The 17,355-nt window shown below is 60.9% G+C and carries 16 protein-coding genes; 5 read left to right on the forward strand and 11 right to left on the reverse strand.

What is annotated here, in order from left to right:
• Positions 1 to 39: 39 nt before the first annotated feature.
• The 3 genes from RHE_RS12490 to RHE_RS12500 are packed head-to-tail and all read left to right on the forward strand — an operon-like array spanning position 40 to position 1,753.
• Positions 40 to 822, forward strand: a complete 783-nt coding sequence (locus RHE_RS12490; RefSeq protein WP_011425700.1) for an adenosylcobinamide-GDP ribazoletransferase — start codon at positions 40 to 42, stop codon at positions 820 to 822.
• A gap of 17 nt (positions 823 to 839) precedes the next feature.
• The gene (locus RHE_RS12495) at positions 840 to 1,055 is read left to right on the forward strand and encodes a DUF1289 domain-containing protein (RefSeq protein ID WP_011425701.1); all 216 of its coding nucleotides are present in this window, start codon (positions 840 to 842) and stop codon (positions 1,053 to 1,055) included.
• On the forward strand, positions 1,052 to 1,753 hold the full coding sequence (locus RHE_RS12500; RefSeq protein ID WP_011425702.1) for a TIGR02281 family clan AA aspartic protease: 702 nt from the start codon (positions 1,052 to 1,054) through the stop codon (positions 1,751 to 1,753). Before RHE_RS12495 ends, RHE_RS12500 begins: the two co-directional genes overlap by 4 nt.
• Positions 1,754 to 1,767: 14 nt before the next feature.
• Here the strand turns inward: RHE_RS12500 and RHE_RS12505 are convergent, their stop codons facing one another.
• Positions 1,768 to 3,051, reverse strand: a complete 1,284-nt coding sequence (locus RHE_RS12505; protein ID WP_011425703.1) for an MFS transporter — start codon at positions 3,049 to 3,051, stop codon at positions 1,768 to 1,770.
• Positions 3,052 to 3,488: 437 nt separating this feature from the next.
• Here RHE_RS12505 and RHE_RS12510 point away from each other — a divergent pair, with 437 nt between their 5' ends.
• Positions 3,489 to 3,926 (forward strand): EamA family transporter, encoded by a 438-nt coding sequence (locus RHE_RS12510; protein ID WP_011425704.1) that lies wholly within the window; start codon positions 3,489 to 3,491, stop codon positions 3,924 to 3,926.
• 104 nt (positions 3,927 to 4,030) lie between these two features.
• Here RHE_RS12510 and RHE_RS12515 read toward each other — a convergent pair whose 3' ends face one another.
• Complete coding sequence (locus tag RHE_RS12515; protein ID WP_244425736.1) at positions 4,031 to 4,369, reverse strand: hypothetical protein; 339 nt, start codon at positions 4,367 to 4,369, stop codon at positions 4,031 to 4,033.
• A gap of 139 nt (positions 4,370 to 4,508) precedes the next feature.
• Here RHE_RS12515 and RHE_RS12520 point away from each other — a divergent pair, with 139 nt between their 5' ends.
• Positions 4,509 to 5,444, forward strand: a complete 936-nt coding sequence (locus RHE_RS12520) for a LysR family transcriptional regulator (protein ID WP_011425705.1) — start codon at positions 4,509 to 4,511, stop codon at positions 5,442 to 5,444.
• Here RHE_RS12520 and RHE_RS12525 read toward each other — a convergent pair.
• The 9 genes from RHE_RS12525 to RHE_RS12565 form a co-directional block, all read right to left on the reverse strand.
• On the reverse strand, positions 5,395 to 6,132 hold the full coding sequence (locus tag RHE_RS12525) for an SDR family oxidoreductase (RefSeq protein WP_011425706.1): 738 nt from the start codon (positions 6,130 to 6,132) through the stop codon (positions 5,395 to 5,397). The two genes, RHE_RS12520 and RHE_RS12525, sit on opposite strands and share 50 nt — an antisense overlap.
• Before the next feature lie 106 nt (positions 6,133 to 6,238).
• On the reverse strand, positions 6,239 to 7,000 hold the full coding sequence (locus RHE_RS12530; RefSeq protein ID WP_011425707.1) for an ABC transporter permease: 762 nt from the start codon (positions 6,998 to 7,000) through the stop codon (positions 6,239 to 6,241).
• Positions 6,997 to 7,923 (reverse strand): ABC transporter ATP-binding protein, encoded by a 927-nt coding sequence (locus RHE_RS12535; RefSeq protein WP_011425708.1) that lies wholly within the window; start codon positions 7,921 to 7,923, stop codon positions 6,997 to 6,999. Before RHE_RS12535 ends, RHE_RS12530 begins: the two co-directional genes overlap by 4 nt.
• Positions 7,924 to 8,560: 637 nt before the next feature.
• Entirely contained in the window at positions 8,561 to 10,174 is a 1,614-nt protein-coding gene (locus tag RHE_RS12540) for a glycoside hydrolase family 43 protein (protein ID WP_011425709.1), read from the reverse strand.
• 115 nt (positions 10,175 to 10,289) lie between these two features.
• Positions 10,290 to 11,321: an L-glyceraldehyde 3-phosphate reductase gene (gene mgrA / locus RHE_RS12545; RefSeq protein ID WP_011425710.1), complete on the reverse strand. Its 1,032-nt coding sequence runs from the start codon at positions 11,319 to 11,321 to the stop codon at positions 10,290 to 10,292.
• A gap of 226 nt (positions 11,322 to 11,547) precedes the next feature.
• Positions 11,548 to 12,681 carry a Gfo/Idh/MocA family protein gene (locus RHE_RS12550; protein ID WP_011425711.1) on the reverse strand — a complete coding sequence of 378 codons (1,134 nt, stop codon included), beginning with the start codon at positions 12,679 to 12,681 and terminating at the stop codon, positions 11,548 to 11,550.
• 8 nt (positions 12,682 to 12,689) lie between these two features.
• Positions 12,690 to 13,451, reverse strand: coding sequence for a sugar phosphate isomerase/epimerase family protein (locus RHE_RS12555; RefSeq protein ID WP_011425712.1), 762 nt, complete (start codon positions 13,449 to 13,451; stop codon positions 12,690 to 12,692).
• 38 nt (positions 13,452 to 13,489) lie between these two features.
• Entirely contained in the window at positions 13,490 to 15,949 is a 2,460-nt protein-coding gene (locus RHE_RS12560; RefSeq protein WP_011425713.1) for a beta-mannosidase, read from the reverse strand.
• 294 nt (positions 15,950 to 16,243) lie between these two features.
• Complete coding sequence (locus RHE_RS12565; protein ID WP_011425714.1) at positions 16,244 to 17,350, reverse strand: ABC transporter ATP-binding protein; 1,107 nt, start codon at positions 17,348 to 17,350, stop codon at positions 16,244 to 16,246.
• Between the last annotated feature and the right edge of the window lie 5 nt (positions 17,351 to 17,355).

Below are 17,355 nucleotides of genomic sequence, written 5' to 3' on the forward strand. Positions count from 1 at the left end.
CGCGACCATAAGTCGGGACCTCCGGCAGAACGAAGCAGAATGAAGATCAAGGATTATGCGGTCGATACCGCCCGCGCCGTCGCCTTTCTCAGTCGCCTTCCCATGCCGCCGGCGCTGTTCAACGGCTATGACGGCAGGCTAAACCGCCTAGTGCGCGCTTTTCCGTTCGCCGGCCTTCTCATCGGCTTTGTCCCTGCCGTCACCCTCCTCCTTCTTTTAAGCCTGCGCACCGATCCGCTGGTGGCCGCACTGGTCGCGCTTTCCGTCCAGGCTCTAGTCACCGGCGCGCTGCACGAAGATGGTCTGGCCGATACGGCCGACGGCATCGGCGGCGGCAGCAGTCGCGAACAGAGCCTCATCATCATGAAGGACAGCCGGATCGGCACCTATGGCGCGATAGCGCTGATTCTCTCCTTTGCGATCCGTGCAGCCGCGCTCGCCGCCATTATCCGCCATTCCTCGCCGCTCGCCGCAGCTCTTGCCATTCCTGCTGTCGCGGCGCTGAGCCGTGGTGCGATCGCCTGGCATTGGCAACGGTTGCCGCCGGCAAAGCCCGATGGCGTGGCCGCTTCGAACGGCCAGCCGAATGAGGCGGCGATGCATTTTGCGCTCGTCTCGGCCGGTCTCCTCGCGGCGCTTCTGATCTGGCCGCCATTCGGCCTGCGGCCGCTCGTCGCCGGCCTGCTCGTCGCCGGCGTTGCGGGATTTGCCTTCACCGTCTTCATCCGCCGCAAGCTTGCCGGCCACACCGGTGACACGCTGGGTGCGACCCAGCAGATTTGCGAAATCGCCACCCTTTGCGCTCTTGCCACGGCCCTTTGAAACCCGATATATCCTGCATGCAAACACCCTGCATTCACGTCTGCTCCATGGTTTCAGCCACCGGTTTTTGCGCCGGATGCGGCCGCACTCTTCAGGAAATCGGTGGCTGGATGGACTATACAGATGCCGAGCGCGGCGTGATCATGGCGCTGCTGCCGGCGAGGCTCGCAACCGCCGCCACGAGGAGCCATATAAAAACAAATCTCCCCAAGCGGCCGGAGCGGCCTTTATGATCCGCTTCACCGTCTTCCTCGTCTTAATCGGCATCGGCCTTGCCGTGCTGATACTCAACAATGACAGCAGCCGCATTCTCGGCTTGCAAAGCGACGATTTCGGCCGCGTCGTCTACCTGCTGCCGATCGCTCTGATGCTGTCGGCCGGCATATGGGGAAGCCGGCGCAGCGTGGGTGAAACCATGCGCCAGATGATGATCTGGCTGGTGATCATCCTGGCGCTCGTGACCGTCTATCTCTATCGCCAGGAAGCGCTCGGCGTCGGCAACCGCGTGCTCGCCGGCCTCGTTCCCGGCCGCGCCGTCGTCGTCACGACGAGCGAGGGTGGCAAGGAAATCATCCTGCACAAGCTGTTGAACGGCCATTTCGAAGCCGACGTCAATGTCAATGGCCGACCGGTCGAGATGCTCGTTGACACCGGCTCCAGCATGGTCGCGCTCTCGCACGAGGATGCCGAGCGCATCGGCATCGATCTCGCCGGCCTCACCTACTCGATGACTGTTATGACCGCCAACGGCCGCAGCCGCGCAGCCCCTGTCACACTCGATCAGGTGGCGATCGGTCCGATCGTCCGCAACAATGTCGCAGCCAGCGTCGCCGAGGACGGCCGGCTCGACCAGAGCCTGCTCGGCATGAGCTTCCTGGAAACGCTGGGCTCGATGCAGATGCAGACCGACGAACTGCGCCTGCGGGATTGAGCCTGCAAAATAAATTATCCTCCCGATCCGCTTTCGGCAGGCTCTCCATGAGGAACACGGCTTGCACGTCGCCGGTCGACTAAAGCTGCGAAAAGCGCTGCCGACAAGGCAAGCGATGCCGATGTCAGCAACATTGCGAACAGCGTCGGAACCGCGCCCGCCTCGGAAAGAAACAGCCCGGCGATCGAAGCGATCAACGCGGCGCCGGCGATCGACATGGCGGCGGCAAGTCCGGCAGCAGTACCCGCGAGATTTGCGCGAACCGACATCACGCCCAGATTGGCGGCGGGAAAGGTCAGACCGTTGCCGATGCCGATGAACATGCAGGGTCCGAAAAACGCCAGGACATGCGTGACGCCTGAGATCGACAGGATCAGTCCCAGCAGCAGGCCCATGCACGTCGACAGGCGCGCAATGACGAGTGTGGTGCTGAGCGATTTTCCCGCCAATCGGGCAGCGAGATAGCTGCCGAGAATGAACCCTGCGGGAACCATTCCCATGAAGAAGCCCAGTTTCGCGCTCGATCCGCCGAGCGACGAAACAGCGGCCAGGGATGCGCCGCCGAGGAAGATATAGAGAGTGCCGGTGGAGCAGGCCATGCACAGCGTATACGCCCCGAACCGTGATGAGCTGAGAAGCTGCCGATAGGCAGCAAAGTAATTGCCTTTCGGTCCTGAGGCGTGTCCGGCCGTTTCCTTCAACTCGCGCATGGAGATGGCGAGGATGGCTGCGCCAAGCAGCGCCAGAGCGACGAAGATCGCCCGCCACCCAAACGCTTCATCCAGAACGCCGCCGAAGCTCGGACCGAGCATCGGCGCGATGGCCCATCCCATGGCGACGTAGCCGATCCTATTGGCGGCCTGGCGGTCACCCGCCGTCTCCTTGATAACGACGAGGGCAACGCAGAAGCAGGCGGCGATCGACGCCTGCATCACGCGAAACAACAGGAAAATGCCGATATTGGGAGCGAGCGCGCAGCCGATCGACGCGATCACGAAAATCGAAACGGCGATCAGCGCCACTGGCCGGCGTCCGTAGCGATCCGACATCGCCCCCGCGATAATTGCCGTCACGGCGTTGATGATCGCATAGCCGGCAATCGAAAGATTGACCAGTGCGAAATCGGCCCGAAACGTGGCAGCGATGTTTGGCAGCGCCGGCAGATATATGTTGACCGGCAATACCGAAAGCGCCGTCAGCAGCAGGAGGATCGTGCGTCGGGGTGCCGCCGTCGATGTCGTGACCGTTTTCTCGGTCAGGCGGCTGCCGGAAGTCTGAACTGAATTATTGCCTGTCATGGTCCTGCCCGTCTTGTCAGCGAGATTTGTGGAGAGTCTGACGAGGCGAGGCGAAATTCGGGGCACAAAAAAAGCCCCGTCAGGAGCTTGATCTACAGCGCATTGGGCTGATCGCCGGATGGTTACACCATCCTGCCCATGCGCTTTATCACCACGACAAGAACCATTGCGATCTTCATGGCCGCTATGGCTAGACGAATATTTCCACCCCGTCAACGTGAGGTTTCACCGCCCGTTGGAAATGCAAGCCAGCCAACCCGTGCGACCAATGGCGCGATGCCGCTTTACGGCACGGGCCGGATCTGTCACCTTCACCCGCAAAACAACAAGACCACAAAGAGCAAGAAGAAACTCCTAGTCTGGTGGCACCCCGCATGTTCGATCGGCCTTCGCCTGAGGCGAAGGCTTGACCTATGGGTGCGACAGGAGTCCTCGCGATGAATTCACTCTGGCCGATCGTCATCGGCGGCATTCTGCCCGCCATTTTCTGGGGCATCACCGCCATCTTCCAGAAGCAGAGCGCCATGTCCGCCACCGGCTCCGCCGTCTATCTGATCGCCTTCGGCGCCGCCTGTGCTCTCGCCGGCTTGGTCGCCGCGCTGATCTGGCGCCCCGCTCCCTGGAGCATCGAGGGGCTCGGTTTTGCCGCGACCGCCGGCGCCTGCTTCGCCCTCGGCACTGGCCTCATCAGCTTCGCGCTCTTCGCTTACGGCGTCCCTGTCTCGAAACTGGCGCCAATCTGGAGCTGCAACGTGCTGGTGACGCTGGCAATCGGCGCCCTCTTCCTCGGCGAGGCCTCTGATTTGAACATGGTCAAGCTCGCCGCTGGAACCTTCCTCATTTTATCCGGCGCCCTGCTCGTCAGCAGCGCCTGAGGGAAAATGCGCAAGATAAAACAATCAATAGGAGACAAGGACTTCGCCGATAATAGGTCGCTGCCTTACAACGAGCGGAACCGCAATACCGAAATCAGACTCGCCTAAAAAGCTGTCGGCGGCAACTCGCCGGCCGGAAAAATCGATGTGCGATCGCGAGCCCGTGAAGGAACAGGGATCAGACCAGCAATAGATGCGCAGTTCACCCCCTTCAAGCCCGAATACACCATGATCGTGAGATGGACCGCGGGATCGGCATGGTCGACAAGGTCACAAGCAACATCCGGAACGCATGCTACCTCAGAGATTGGCTCGTTTTGCCCCATGACCACGGCATAAGTAACTTTGACGGGCGCTGCGGCCAGCTGCGACCGGCTTTCTTGTGGGGTCAGGCAGAGGACCGTGGCAATCGCGATGTATGCAAACACGCTACTGGTGATCATCCCCTTGCCCCCGCGACCGATGACAGCAACGCTCGACATTTTTCGTGTTTAAATTGCGGCGCTTCTTCGCCAAGCGGGTCCATTGCCGCCTGGTCCTCTCTGTTGATATCCTGCGCCTGCTCAATGCCGGAAACCTGACATGACTCCACGACAACTGAAGACATTCCTTGCGGTGATACGCCACGGAAACCTCACGCGCGCCGCTGCCGAAGTCAACCTCGCCCAATCGAGCCTCAGTGACCAGATACAGGCGTTGGAAGAGGAATTAGGCGCCGAGCTCTTTGTTCGATCCCGGCAAGGTGTCGTCCCCACTCCGGCAGCGGCAGCTCTGAAGGCCTATGCGGAAGAGATCTTGGCGCTGAATGGCGAGGCGAAGGACGCGGTCCGCTCGGCCGCCGGCAACGCCGAACTATCAGTCATATTGGGCACGCTCGAAACCATCGCCGCTGAAAGGCTGGCGCCCTGGCTCTCCAGCTTACGTCGGCAGAACCCCGGCCTCGCCCTCAAACTGAAGGTTGGCGGCAGTGGTGAATTGCATGCGCAATTGCAGAACGGCTCGATCGACGTCGCCTTCACCTTCGATCGCGACCATGAGGACGAGCGCTTCGCGACGCGCCATATCTGCAGCGAACCGCTGGTGTTGATCGCGGGCCGCAACGCGCAGCTATACTCATTTGAGAACCTGGCGGCACTGAGCACCGCCCACTTTGTCGCGACCGAAGCCGGCTGCGTCTATCGCCATCTGTTCGATAATGCCTTTGCCGAAGCGGGCGTGACGCCGCCGCCCATTGCGACGGAAGCAGACAGTATAGCGACGATCATTCGCCTCGTTGCCTCCGGCACCGGCTATGGGCTTGTCCCGCGCCTCGCGATCGGGCTGTCTCCGGCGCACAGCGATATCGTCGAATTGTCGTGGCCTGGCAAACCGCCAGCCGCTTCACTGGTGATGAGGTGGCGGCGCCGGCGCGTTCAGCCGCCGGCGCTCGCCCTTATCCTGGAGTCAGCAAGGGAACATCTCTCGCCGGTCAGACCAGCCGATGTCCGCCCTCGACATGCAGGATTGTCCCTGTCGTAAAGCCGTTGCCGATGAGAAAACGGATTGCGTCGGCAATATCCTCCGGCTGCCCTACCCGGCCTGCCGGTAGGCGCTCCGCCATCGCGTCCAGCGTCGCTTGTTTGGCATCGCCGGCGACAAAGCCCCAGATCGGCGTATCGACCCATCCGGGCGATACGGCGTTGATACGGATGGGAGCCAACTCGAGGGCAAGCGCTCTCACCAGGCCCTCGAGCGCCGCATTGACCGCTGCGACCACTGAGCCACGCGCTGCCGGTCGATAGGCGGCGACTCCAGAGGTATAGGTAATGGATCCTGCCGGCGGCAGACGGATGGCGCCATGTTTCGCCAGCAAAAGCGGTCCGTAGAACTTGCTTTCGACCACCCGTTGTGCCGCCACAAGCTCGATCGACGGCAGGAGTTGATAGGCGCCTTCGATATCGGCCGCCGTGCTAACGATATGATCCAGCGGTTCGCCGCCCTGAAACAGCGCGGCGACCTCCTCCTCCCGGGTTATATCGACGGCACGTGTCGCAAGATTCGGATGGTCACCGAGGTGGCGGCGGGCTGCCGCGAGCCTCTCCCGGCTGCGCCCCGCGATCGTCACGGACGCTCCCTCGGCAAGCAGGCGCATGGCAAGCGCCAGACCCATGCCGGAACCGCCGCCGACGATTAACACCTTCGCACCTTCAATCCTGATAGCAGTCATCTCGCATCTCCATTTGAATGAGAGAGCAGATGCCCCGGACCGCTGCGGAAGAAAAACGGAAGAAATCGATAGCGTCATCGGAGTTTCCGATCACGCGCGATCAGCGTCAGTTGCGCAGCCGGTAACCGGTCTTGAAGATCCAGCCGAGCGTGCCGAGGCAGATCGCCAGGAACACCGTGATCATCGACAGACTGGTCGCCGGATTGACATCGGCGATCCCGTAGAAGCTCCAGCGGAATCCGCTGACGAGATAGAGGACCGGATTGAAGTGGCTGACTGCCTGCCAAAAGGGTGGCAGCATGTTGATCGAGTAGAAGCTGCCGCCGAGGAAGGTCAGCGGCGGCACCACCAGCATCGGTATGAGGTTCAACTGCTCGAAATTGCCGGCCCAGATGCCGATCATGAAGCCGAACAGACTGAAGGTGACGGCTGTCAGCAGAAAGAACAGGATCATCATGAAGGGATGCTCGATCCTGACGTCGACAAAAAGATTGGCGGTCAAGAGGATAATGACACCGATGATCATCCCCTTGGTCGCCGCCGCCCCGACGTAACCGAGCAGGATTTCCGTCATCGCCACCGGCGCCGACAGCACCTCATAGATCGTACCGGTGAATTTCGGGAAGTAAATGCCGAAGGAACCGTTGCTGATACACTGGCCGAGCAGTGTCAGCATGATCAGGCCGGGTGTGATGAAGGCGCCGTAGGAGACACCCTCCACTTCCTGAATGCGCGAGCCGATAGCCGCGCCGAAGACAATGAAATAAAGGGATGTTGAAATCACCGGTGAGATGACGCTCTGCAGCAGCGTTCGGCGTGTGCGCGCCATTTCGAAGAAATAGATTGATTTGATTGCCTCGACATTCATTTTGCCGCTCCCACCAGCGCCACGAAGATGTCTTCGAGCGAACTCTGCCGCGTCGAGAGATCTTTGAAGTGGATATTGTTCTCGCCGAGCCGCGTGAGCAACGTCGCAATGCTTTCCTGCTCATTGTCGGCGTCAAAATCATAGGTCAGCCGGCTTCCGTCTGCTTCCAGCGTCAGCCCGTTACCGGCAAAGCAATCCGGCAATCGTTCGAGCGGATCGGTGAGATCGAGGATGAGCTGCTTGCGGCCGAGCTTGGCCATCAGCGCCGCTTTGTCCTCGACGAGCAGCAGTTCGCCGCCATTGATGACTCCCACCCGATCAGCGATTTCCTCAGCCTCTTCGATGTAATGCGTCGTCAGGATGATGGTCACGCCCGAGGCTCGAAGCTCTTCGACGACATGCCACATGTCCTTGCGCAGCGTCACGTCGACGCCGGCGGTCGGCTCGTCGAGGAAAAGAATATCCGGCTCGTGGGAAAGTGCCTTGGCAATCAGCACCCGCCGCTTCATGCCGCCGGAGAGCTGGCGCAACATATTGTCCTTCTTGTCCCACAGTGACAGCGCCCGCAGCACCTTTTCGATATGGGCGGGATTGGCCTTCTTGCCGTGCAGCCCCCGGGAAAAGCTCACTGTATTGAACACCGTCTCGAACTGGTCGGTGGTCAGTTCCTGCGGCACCAGGCCAATCATCGAGCGCGTGGCTCGGAAATCCTTCACGACGTCGTGGCCGGCGACGAGAACCTGACCTCCACTTGGATTGGCGATACCGCAGATGATCGAGATCAGTGTCGTCTTGCCGGCGCCGTTGGGCCCGAGCAGCGCCAGGATCTCGCCCTTCTCGACAGTCAGATTGATACCCTTCAGGGCCTCGAACCCATTGGCATAGGTCTTCGTCAGGTTCTGAACAGAAATAATGGGAGCCATGCGGAACTCTTGGGATTATCGAAGTATTTCGGGCCGCTATATAGTTCGTCCGCGACGCTTTGACATCCTTCGGGAACGTGAACAGTGCATTCACACAGCACCAACACCGCCGCTAACAGCACAGAGTCACCCATGGGTGACATGATCGAAACACCTATCTCGACGGCTATTCCTCCGACGGAAAGAAAGGTGATGGCCGATTTGGAATGTCATCTTCCGGTGATATTCATGCGCGATAAGAGAGCCGAGGCAAGCACCGGCATCCGCCCCGCCGCCCATTCCTTTGCGGAGCCGTCTTACGGCGTTCTCGTTACGCCCATTTCCGCTGTCTCGGCATGTAATGAAATTTATTGTCAGTTACCAAGTGCTAGGACCGGCCAGTCTCCCCTGTCGAGCCGCGTTCGTCTCAGCCGGCCTCTGCGCCGGCTTTCTTTTTAGGAGGGCAAACGGAAAGCCGGCGGGGTGCTTCAGGATAAGATCGGAGAGAAGCCGCGGCTCACTCAGGGAACGCACCAGAAAGACACCGATGACCGACGACCTCGCATGGCGTTCCAGACGCAGGGTAAACCGATCAGCCCATCCTGAGGCGCGGAGGCCAAAGCCGGAGGCCCGTAGGACGAGAGGGTTGGGAAGCCCCTCACAATTCATCATAATTGAACCAATCAAAATCCGCCGTCTTCCCACGCCCCGACGTATCGAAGGCAAACACGCCGGCAAAGGCGCCGGTGAAGGAGCCGTGTTCGCCGCGCCCGCCCTCGTCGGAAATCACGCCGGCGTCCAGGAGAGGCCCGATCCGTTGCCATGCGCCCTTGCCTTCCGTCTGCCAGAAGAATTGCAGGTCATTTTCGCGGATTTCCATCGCAAGCTGGACACGGCCCTCGGCCGGGATCGCTACACCGCTTTCGGCGGGAAAGCTGAGCCGGCCGTTCGGGTAGTCGCCGTTGCAGGAGAGGATGGTGACGCAGCGGCCGAGCGTTTCGTGCAGCGTCACGGCAATCGCATGGAACTTGTGGCGGTTGTAGTAATGCGTCAGCCCCGCGACCTGCTGATAGGTGTCAGGCGAAAATTCGATCACGGTCTCGGCGCGGAAACTATGATGCTCCTGCCGGCGCGCGACGAGCGACTGCTCGAACCAGGAGCCGATGCTTTCGCGACCGATCAGCCGCAAATGGCCGGGACGGTCCGTCAGATTGAAGATGCGCTGGGGTTCGGGCGTGCGTAGCCACTGGAAATCGGCCGGCAACTTGCCCCCATCGAAACTGTACTCGCTGCGCATCGGCTTCTCCACCGGCACTGCGCCGACGAGACCCGGCACATCGACATCGGGCACGCAGGTACCGCTTTCCAGATAGAGCCAATCATCGTCGCGCCAGACGCATTTCTGCAGGCTTGTTTCGCGCCCCAGCGTGCATCGCCGTTTCGGCGGCAGCGGCCGGCCGCAGAGATGGGTGTGATAGGCTTCGCCGTCCGGCGTCTCGACATATTGGCCGTGCCCCGCCCGCTGCAGCACCGCCCCCGGATGATCCTTCGAGGTGATCAGATGCATGTTCGGATGCATCTCATAGGGCCCGTCGATGCCGCGCGAACGTGCCATAGTGACGGCGTGGTCATAGCCGGTACCGCCCTCGGCGGTCGTCAGATAATACCAGCCGTTCTTCTTGAAGAGATGCGGCCCTTCGACCAGGCCGAGCGGGCTGCCGGCGAAGATGTTGCGGATCGGACCTTTCAGCGCCTTCGCCGCCGGATCCCATTCCTGCAGCAAGATGCCGTCGAAGGCGGGCGATTTCGGCGAGCCGCCGAAGCTTTGGGTTCGGTGGTTCCACTGCATGTTGACGAACCATTTGCGCCCGTCATCGTCATGGAAGAGCGAGGGATCGAAGCCGGAGGAATTCACATAGACCGGCTCGGACCAGTCGCCCTCGATCGAAGGTGACGTCACGATGTAGTTGTGCGCATCCTTGAAATTGCCGTCGAAGCGCTTGACGTCGGTATAAACAAGCCAGAACTGCCCATCGGCATAGGAAAGGCAGGGTGCCCAGATGCCGCAGCTATCGGGATTGCCGCGCATGTCGAGCTGCGAGGCGCGCTCCAGCGGCCGGCGCACCAGCGTCCAGTTCACCAGGTCCGTCGAATGGTGGATCTGCACGCCCGGATACCATTCGAAAGTCGAGGTCGCGATGTAATAATCGTCACCGACGCGGCAGATCGAGGGATCGGGATTGAACCCGGGCAGGACAGGATTGCGGATCATGGCGGCTCCTCCGAGATTATAGTTGAGGTACGTACATCAAAATGGGAGCGGTTACGTCGCCTCCCCTTCTCCGCAGCGGGGAGAAGGGGGAGCAAGCAGCACTTCCACCTCTCTCCTATCCCCGCTCCGCCGACTTCGCCCAGAGATTGATATCGGCCTCCTTGGCATAGACATCGATCTCCTTCAGCTCCTCAGCCGAAAATTCGATATTGTCCAGCGCCTTGACGCAATCCACGATCTGCGAAGACCGGCTGGCGCCGATCAGCGCCGAGGTCACCCGCCCGCCGCGCAGGACCCAGGCAATCGCCATCTGCGCCAGGCTCTGGCCACGTCGTTCGGCAATCTCGTTGAGCTTCCTGATATTGTCGATGATCGAGGGACGGATGAAATCGCGCTTCAGGAAATGATTCTGCGCCGCCCGGCTGTCGGCTGGAATACCGCCGAGATACTTCGTCGTCAGCATGCCCTGGGCGAGTGGCGAGAACACGATCGAACCCATGCCGATTTCATCGAGCGTATCGAGCAGCCTGTCGTCCTCGACCCAGCGGTTGAGCATTGAATAGCTCGGCTGATGGATCAGGCAGGGCGTGCCGAGGTCCTTGAGGATGGCGGCTGCTTCGCGGGTGCGCTGCGAATTATAGGAGGAGATGCCGACATAGAGCGCCCGGCCGGAGCGGACGATATGGTCGAGTGCGCCGCAGGTTTCCTCCAGCGGTGTGTCCGGGTCGAAACGGTGGGAATAAAAGATGTCGACGTAGTCAAGGCCCATGCGCTTCAGGCTCTGGTCGCAGGAAGCGACCAGATATTTGCGGCTGCCCCATTCGCCGTAAGGGCCCGGCCACATGTCGTAGCCGGCCTTGGAGGAGATGATCAGCTCATCGCGGAGCCCGGAAAATTCGGTGCGCAGGATCTCACCGAAGGCTTTTTCGGCGCTGCCGGGAGGCGGGCCGTAATTGTTGGCGAGGTCGAAATGGGTGATGCCGAGGTCGAAAGCCGTGCGGCACATATCGATCTTGCGATCGTGTGGCGTGTCGCCGCCGAAATTGTGCCAGAGGCCGAGGGAAATAGCCGGCAGCTTCAGGCCGGAACGGCCCGTGCGGTTATATTTCATCTTCGAATAACGGTCTGCGGCTGGTCGCCAGCTCATGAGACTCTCCTTGCTAAAATATCTCTATTGACGTCCCGCCAGTGCCTGGCGCAGGAGCTGCCCTCATCCGGCTGCCGCCACCTTCTCCCCGTAAACGGGCGAAGGGGTATGCCGCACCCGCCCCTTAAATCTCGACGCTGCATTGGCCCGTCCCCTCTCCCGTTTTTACCGGGAGAGGGTTAGGGTGAGGGGTAATCCTCAGCACAATGATTCTAACGCCATCGTATCATTTCAACAGCGCGTGCGCCTCTTCGATGCCGAGCGCAGCCGGCTGGGTGCAAGTCGTGGTGAGGTCAATGAAACGACCCTCCTCGCCTGATTTCAGGATCGAGGTCATCACGTCGACACCGTGCAGCGTGCGGTCGAGCGAGCAGCGCGCATCGCGGCCATCGATCAGCGCCATCGCCATGTCGGCGAGGCCGGCGGTGCGGTAGTTGGCGCGCGAGCCGCTAGGGCTTTCCTGGTTGATCTTGCCGAAGGGATGTTCCCAGTCTTCCAGCGGCTTGATGTCCTTGTCGCGGCCGCTTGCCTCGACGGTGCCGCCGAAGAAGTTCGGGTCCGGTACGTAGAGCGAGCCGTCGGTGCCGTAGAGCTCCATGTTGGCATGACGATGCGACCACACATCCCAGCTTGCCGACAGCGTCACCGTCGCACCGTTGACGAATTCGAGCAGCGCCAGGATCGTCGTCGGCGTCTTGACCGGGATGATCTCGCCATGGCGCGGCTGGCTGGTGATCGTACGGGTTTCCGATGCCATCGAGGTCATGGCGCCGACGCGCTTCACCGGCCCGATCAGGTTGATCAGGTTGGCAATGTAATAGGGGCCGAGATCGAGGATCGGGCCGCCGCCCGGCAGGAAGAAGAAGTCCGGGTTCGGATGCCACATTTCCATGCCGGGGCTCATGACATAGCAAGCGCCGGAGGTGACCCGGCCGATGCCGCCATCGTCGATGAACTTGCGGGCGAGCTGGTGGGCGCCGCCGAGGAAGGTGTCCGGCGCGCAGCCGATGGCAAGGTTTTTCGCTTTGGCGATGCGGCGAAGCTCCTCTCCCTGCTCCAGCGTAAGCACCAGCGGCTTTTCCGAATAGACGTGCTTGCCGGCCTCCAGGATTGCCTTCGATACCGGAAAATGCGCATCCGGAATGGTCAGGTTGACGACGACGTCGATCTCGTCATTGGCGAGCAGCGCGTCGATCGTCTGTGCCTTCACGCCATATTCCTTGGCGCGGGCCTCGGCCGCCTGCAGGTTGATATCGGCGCAGGCCAGCACCTTCAGCCCCTTGAAGAGCGGTGCGAGCGAGAAATAGGTGGTGGAGATGTTGCCGCATCCGATGATGCCGACGCCAAGTTCCCTGGTCATGATGTGCCTCAATAAGTCTTGAAGGATGCGATCGAACGGCTGATGTTGCGGTCGATGTCTTTGGGATTGTCATGTTCGACGACGAAGTGCTTGGCCTTGGTGCCGCGAAGCGCCGCTATCAGCTTGGCCCATTCAACCTTACCATGGCCGACATCGGCCCAGCCGTCCTCGTCCTTCGCCTCGCCTGCCGGCGCGATATCCTTGACGTGGACCGAAGTGATGCGTGAGCCGAGCTTCTCGATCCAGGCGAAGGGATCGGCGTCACCGCGGATGACCCAGGCGATATCGGCTTCCCAGGAAATACCGGGAGCGCCTTCGAAGATACGCTCGATCGGCAGCGAGCCGTCGGCCAGCTTGACGAATTCGAAGTCATGGTTGTGCCAACCGAACTCGTAGCCGGCGTCCTTGTAAGGCTTGCTCATCTCCTGCAGGCGCTTGCCGAAGGCAATCCAGCCGGCGGCGTCGGAAGGGCGCTGGTCAGCCGCCAGATGCGGCGCATAGATCGAATCCATTCCGAGGATCTTGGCGATGTTCAGCGATCTCTGAACTTCCTTCTCCAGGAAATCGGGGCTGAAATGGCCGCTCGCCATCACCAGCCCGTTCTTGTCGAGCTCGGCGCGAAGGCTCTTCAGGCCGGCATCGTCGAGATCGGCATAGATGCCGCCGAAGCCCTCGACTTCCCCATAGCCCGCCTTGCCGAGCTTCTCGAAAATCGCCGAATAGGGCTGGAAGTTGCGCGCGCTATAGAGCTGGTAGCTTAGTTTCGTCATCATGTTCTCCTTGGGCCTCGTGCCCATGCTTGGGAAGATCAATCCGCTGATTGGCAGGAATGCAGGTCGTAGAACCGGAAGTCCGGCAGCTTGCCGCGTTCGAGCTGATGTGCGGGGGTGAAGGTGATGCGGCGGCTTTCGCCGGCCGCGAGATCGAAGGCGTTGTCGGAATATTTACCGTCCGTCTCGCTCTCGATCATCACGAAGAGCGCAAGTCCCTTCGCGGTGACGTTGATGTCGACGGCGCCGCTCGCCTCGACATATTCATGGGTGACCGTCAGCCCCGCGGGCTCGAGCTCCAGCGCCTTATAGGTGCCGTTGACATAATGCCCCTCGCCGCCCATGCCGTTTGAGGCTGTGAATTGCCAGGCGAGCAGCGTTCCCTCGCCGATCTCAGCGACGTCGATGGTCGCAGCCGTCACCGCCGCATCCGGCGAGCAGACCGCCTGCACATCTTTCAGGTGCTTGCGCTCGCCGTTCATCGTCAGAACAGAAATTGAAAGATCGACACTGACATCGGCAAGCGTGTCGTTGACCAGCGAGAAACGGATCGTCTTGCCGTCCTCGGAAGGAATCGCCGCGACTGCCACCGGCTGGAAGAAGCGCTTTACGAGATAATGCATCGCCTTCCAGCGCCCGCCATAATCGAGGCTCGACCAGGAAGCGACCGGCCAGGTGTCATTGAGCTGCCAGTAGATCGTGCCCATGCAATGGGGTTTCAGCGACCGCCAGTATTCCACCGCCGTCTTGATCGCCAGGCCCTGCTGAATCTGCGAGAGATAGACGAAGTTCGGGAAATCCTTGGGGAAGCGGAAATAACGGAACATCGTGCCGGCGATGCGCTCGTTGCCGCCGGCATTCTTCTGGTGCAGCTCCATGACGGGAGAAGCAATATTCATATCCTTCTCCTCGGCATAGGTCCTGATGACTGGCAGGGAGGTATAGGACTGGAAGCCGAATTCCGAGCAGAAGCGCGGCCGCACCGTACGGTAATTGTCGAACGATTTGTTCTCGTGCCAGACCGACCAGTAGTGCATGTCGCCGGCCCCGTCCGCATGCCAGGCGTCGCCGAAATCGAGATAGCCGGAAGCCGGGCTCGAAGGCCACCACAGCGCACCGGGCAGCGCCTTCTTCACCGCCTGCTCGATCGTCCGGTTGAGGCGGTCGTAGGAGACGAGGTAGCGGTCGCGGTCCTTCCGTGATTCCTCGAACCAAGTGAGCGCGCCGACAAGCTCGTTATCGCCGCACCACAGCGCGATCGAAGGATGCGAAGAGAGCCGGCGCACCTGGTAATCCACCTCGATCGCGACATTGTCGAGGAAGTCCTCTGCCGAGGGATAGAGGTTGCAGGCGAACATGAAGTCCTGCCAGACGAGCAGGCCGAGCCGGTCGCAGAGATCGTAGAAATGATCCTGCTCGTAGAAGCCGCCGCCCCAGACACGGATCATGTTCATGTTGGCGGCTTTCGCCGATTGCAGCAGATCTTCCGTCTTCTCGGGCGAGGACAGCGAATAGAGCGCATCGGCCGGAATCCAGTTGGCGCCGCGGCAGAAGATCTCCCGGCCGTTGATCCTGAATGCGAAGCGCGCGCCTGCTGCATCCGGCGTGGTGATCAGCTCGATGGTGCGAAGGCCGATTTGCCTGGTCACCACCTCGTCGGACAATTCCACCGACAGCGTGTAGAGCGCCTGCTCGCCGCTGCCGGAAGGCCACCAGAGCCGCGGCTCGTCGATATGGAAGAGATAATTGACATCAGTCTCGCCTTTGACGCCGACGTCGAGGCGCACACGCTCGCCGTCGAACTCGAAATAGATCTGGGCGACGCCGGCATGCTTGGAAAACAGGCTCGCGGTGACCGTCAGATCGACGGAGCCGTCATTATTGTGGACCTGGCGGGTGACGACATGTTCGATGCGCGCCGTTTCGAGCTTCTTCAGCGCGACCGTGCCGTAGAGGCCGAACGGCGCAATGGCGATGTTCCAGTCCCAGCCGAAATGGCATTGCGGCTTGCGGAGCATGTTGCCGTCTGGGATCGGCGAATTGCCGGTGCTGTAGGGAATGTAGAAGGGCTGCTTTTTCTGCCGCTCGGCCCCGACCGCGGGGTTGGAGGCAAAGACGATGCGGATGACATTGTCACCCGATTTCAGCATGCTCGAGACATCCGGCCGGTAGCGGCGGAAGCTGTTGTCGGCTTCGAGGGCCAGGAAGCCGTTGACGTAGATGCTGGCGACCGTGTCGAGATAGTCGACGTCGAGATACCAGTCGCCCTCGGCGTCGTGAAGCGTAAAGCTGCGCTCGACCGCCCATTCGCGCTCCGCGACCCACTGCACCTTCTCCTCGTTGCGGCCGAAATAAGGTTCGGGGATCAGGCTTGCGCGATAAAGCGCCGTATGCACGTCGCCCGGCAGCGTGATCACGCTCCTGATCTCGCCGTCGACGGAGGTCAGCTGCCACGAACCGGAAAGGTCGATGCTGGAGAGGGGCGGTTGTTGAGTCACGATTTCATTTCCGATTCACGTTCTTGAAATGGACGGCGCATAGCCGCCGTCCGGCAATTGTCGGTCATTGCGCCCCCTTCCCGTCCGTCATGCTCGGGCTTGACCCGAGCATCCACTCGGCATCCACCAGCCGCGGCAGGCATGGATCCTCGGGTCAAGCCCGAGGATGACGGAGAGCGGAGTTGGCCTGTTGCCAAGCTCGCCCCGGCCTGGGTGGAGCGTCGGTCGAATTCATACAAACAGCCCTACAGCAAGCAGGCGGCGCCATCCCCGGCCCCACCCGCAGAACCTCCGCTAAAGCCGCAACTCGCTCTCGGCATCGAACACCGAGGCCAGCGCCATGTCGAAACTCAGCTTCACCTTCGCCCCGACATTGAAACGGCGGGCACCATTGACGCGTACCGACATCGTGTGACCGGCATGTTTCAGCCACAGAAGATTGTCCGCACCCATTGGCTCCTCGATATCGACGGTCGCGTCATGTTCTTCGCCGCCGGCATTCTCATTGACCTTGATGTGTTCAGGGCGAACGCCGAGCACGACCTTGCGGCCCGGCTGCAGCGCCTCGTTGGCATCGTAGGCGGCAAGCGAGAAGTTGACGCCGTTCGCCGCAAAGGCGATGCCGTCGCCTGATTTGATCAATTCGCCGTGTAGAAAATTCATCGACGGTGATCCGATGAAGCCGGCGACGAAGAGATTGCGCGGCCGGTTATAGATCGTCGTCGGATCGTCGAGCTGCTGGATGATGCCGCTCTTCATGATGGCGATGCGATCAGCCAGCGTCAGCGCCTCGATCTGGTCATGCGTCACGTAGATCATCGTATTCTGCAGCGACTGGTGCAGGCGCTTGATTTCGACACGCAATTCTGAACGCAGCTTGGCGTCAAGGTTGGAAAGCGGTTCGTCGAACAGGAAAACGTCGACATCGCGCACCAGCGCCCGGCCGATCGCCACGCGCTGGCGCTGACCGCCGGAAAGCTCTGCCGGCTTGCGCTTCAGGAGCGGCTGGATCTGCAGGATCTCGGCCGCACGCGCCACGCGTTTGTCGATCTCGGCCTGCGGCACCTTGGCGACGCGAAGGCCGAAGGAGAGGTTCTTCTCGACGGTCATCTGCGGATAGAGCGCATAGGACTGGAAGACCATGCCGATGCCGCGATCCTTCGGCTCTTCCCAGGTGACGTTCTTGCCCTTGATGAAGATCTGGCCTTCCGAAGCATCGAGCAGGCCTGCGATGCAATTCAGCAAGGTAGACTTGCCGCAGCCCGACGATCCGAGCAGCACCAGGAATTCGCCGTCATTAATGTCGAGGTTGAGATCCTTCAGCACGCTGACCGATCCGAAGTTCAGCGACAGATCTTTGATCGAGACGCTCGAATTGGAGACAGTTGAATTCATGTTCATGTGAT

This window comes from Rhizobium etli CFN 42, assembly GCF_000092045.1.
Taxonomy (GTDB): Bacteria; Pseudomonadota; Alphaproteobacteria; order Rhizobiales; family Rhizobiaceae; genus Rhizobium; species Rhizobium etli.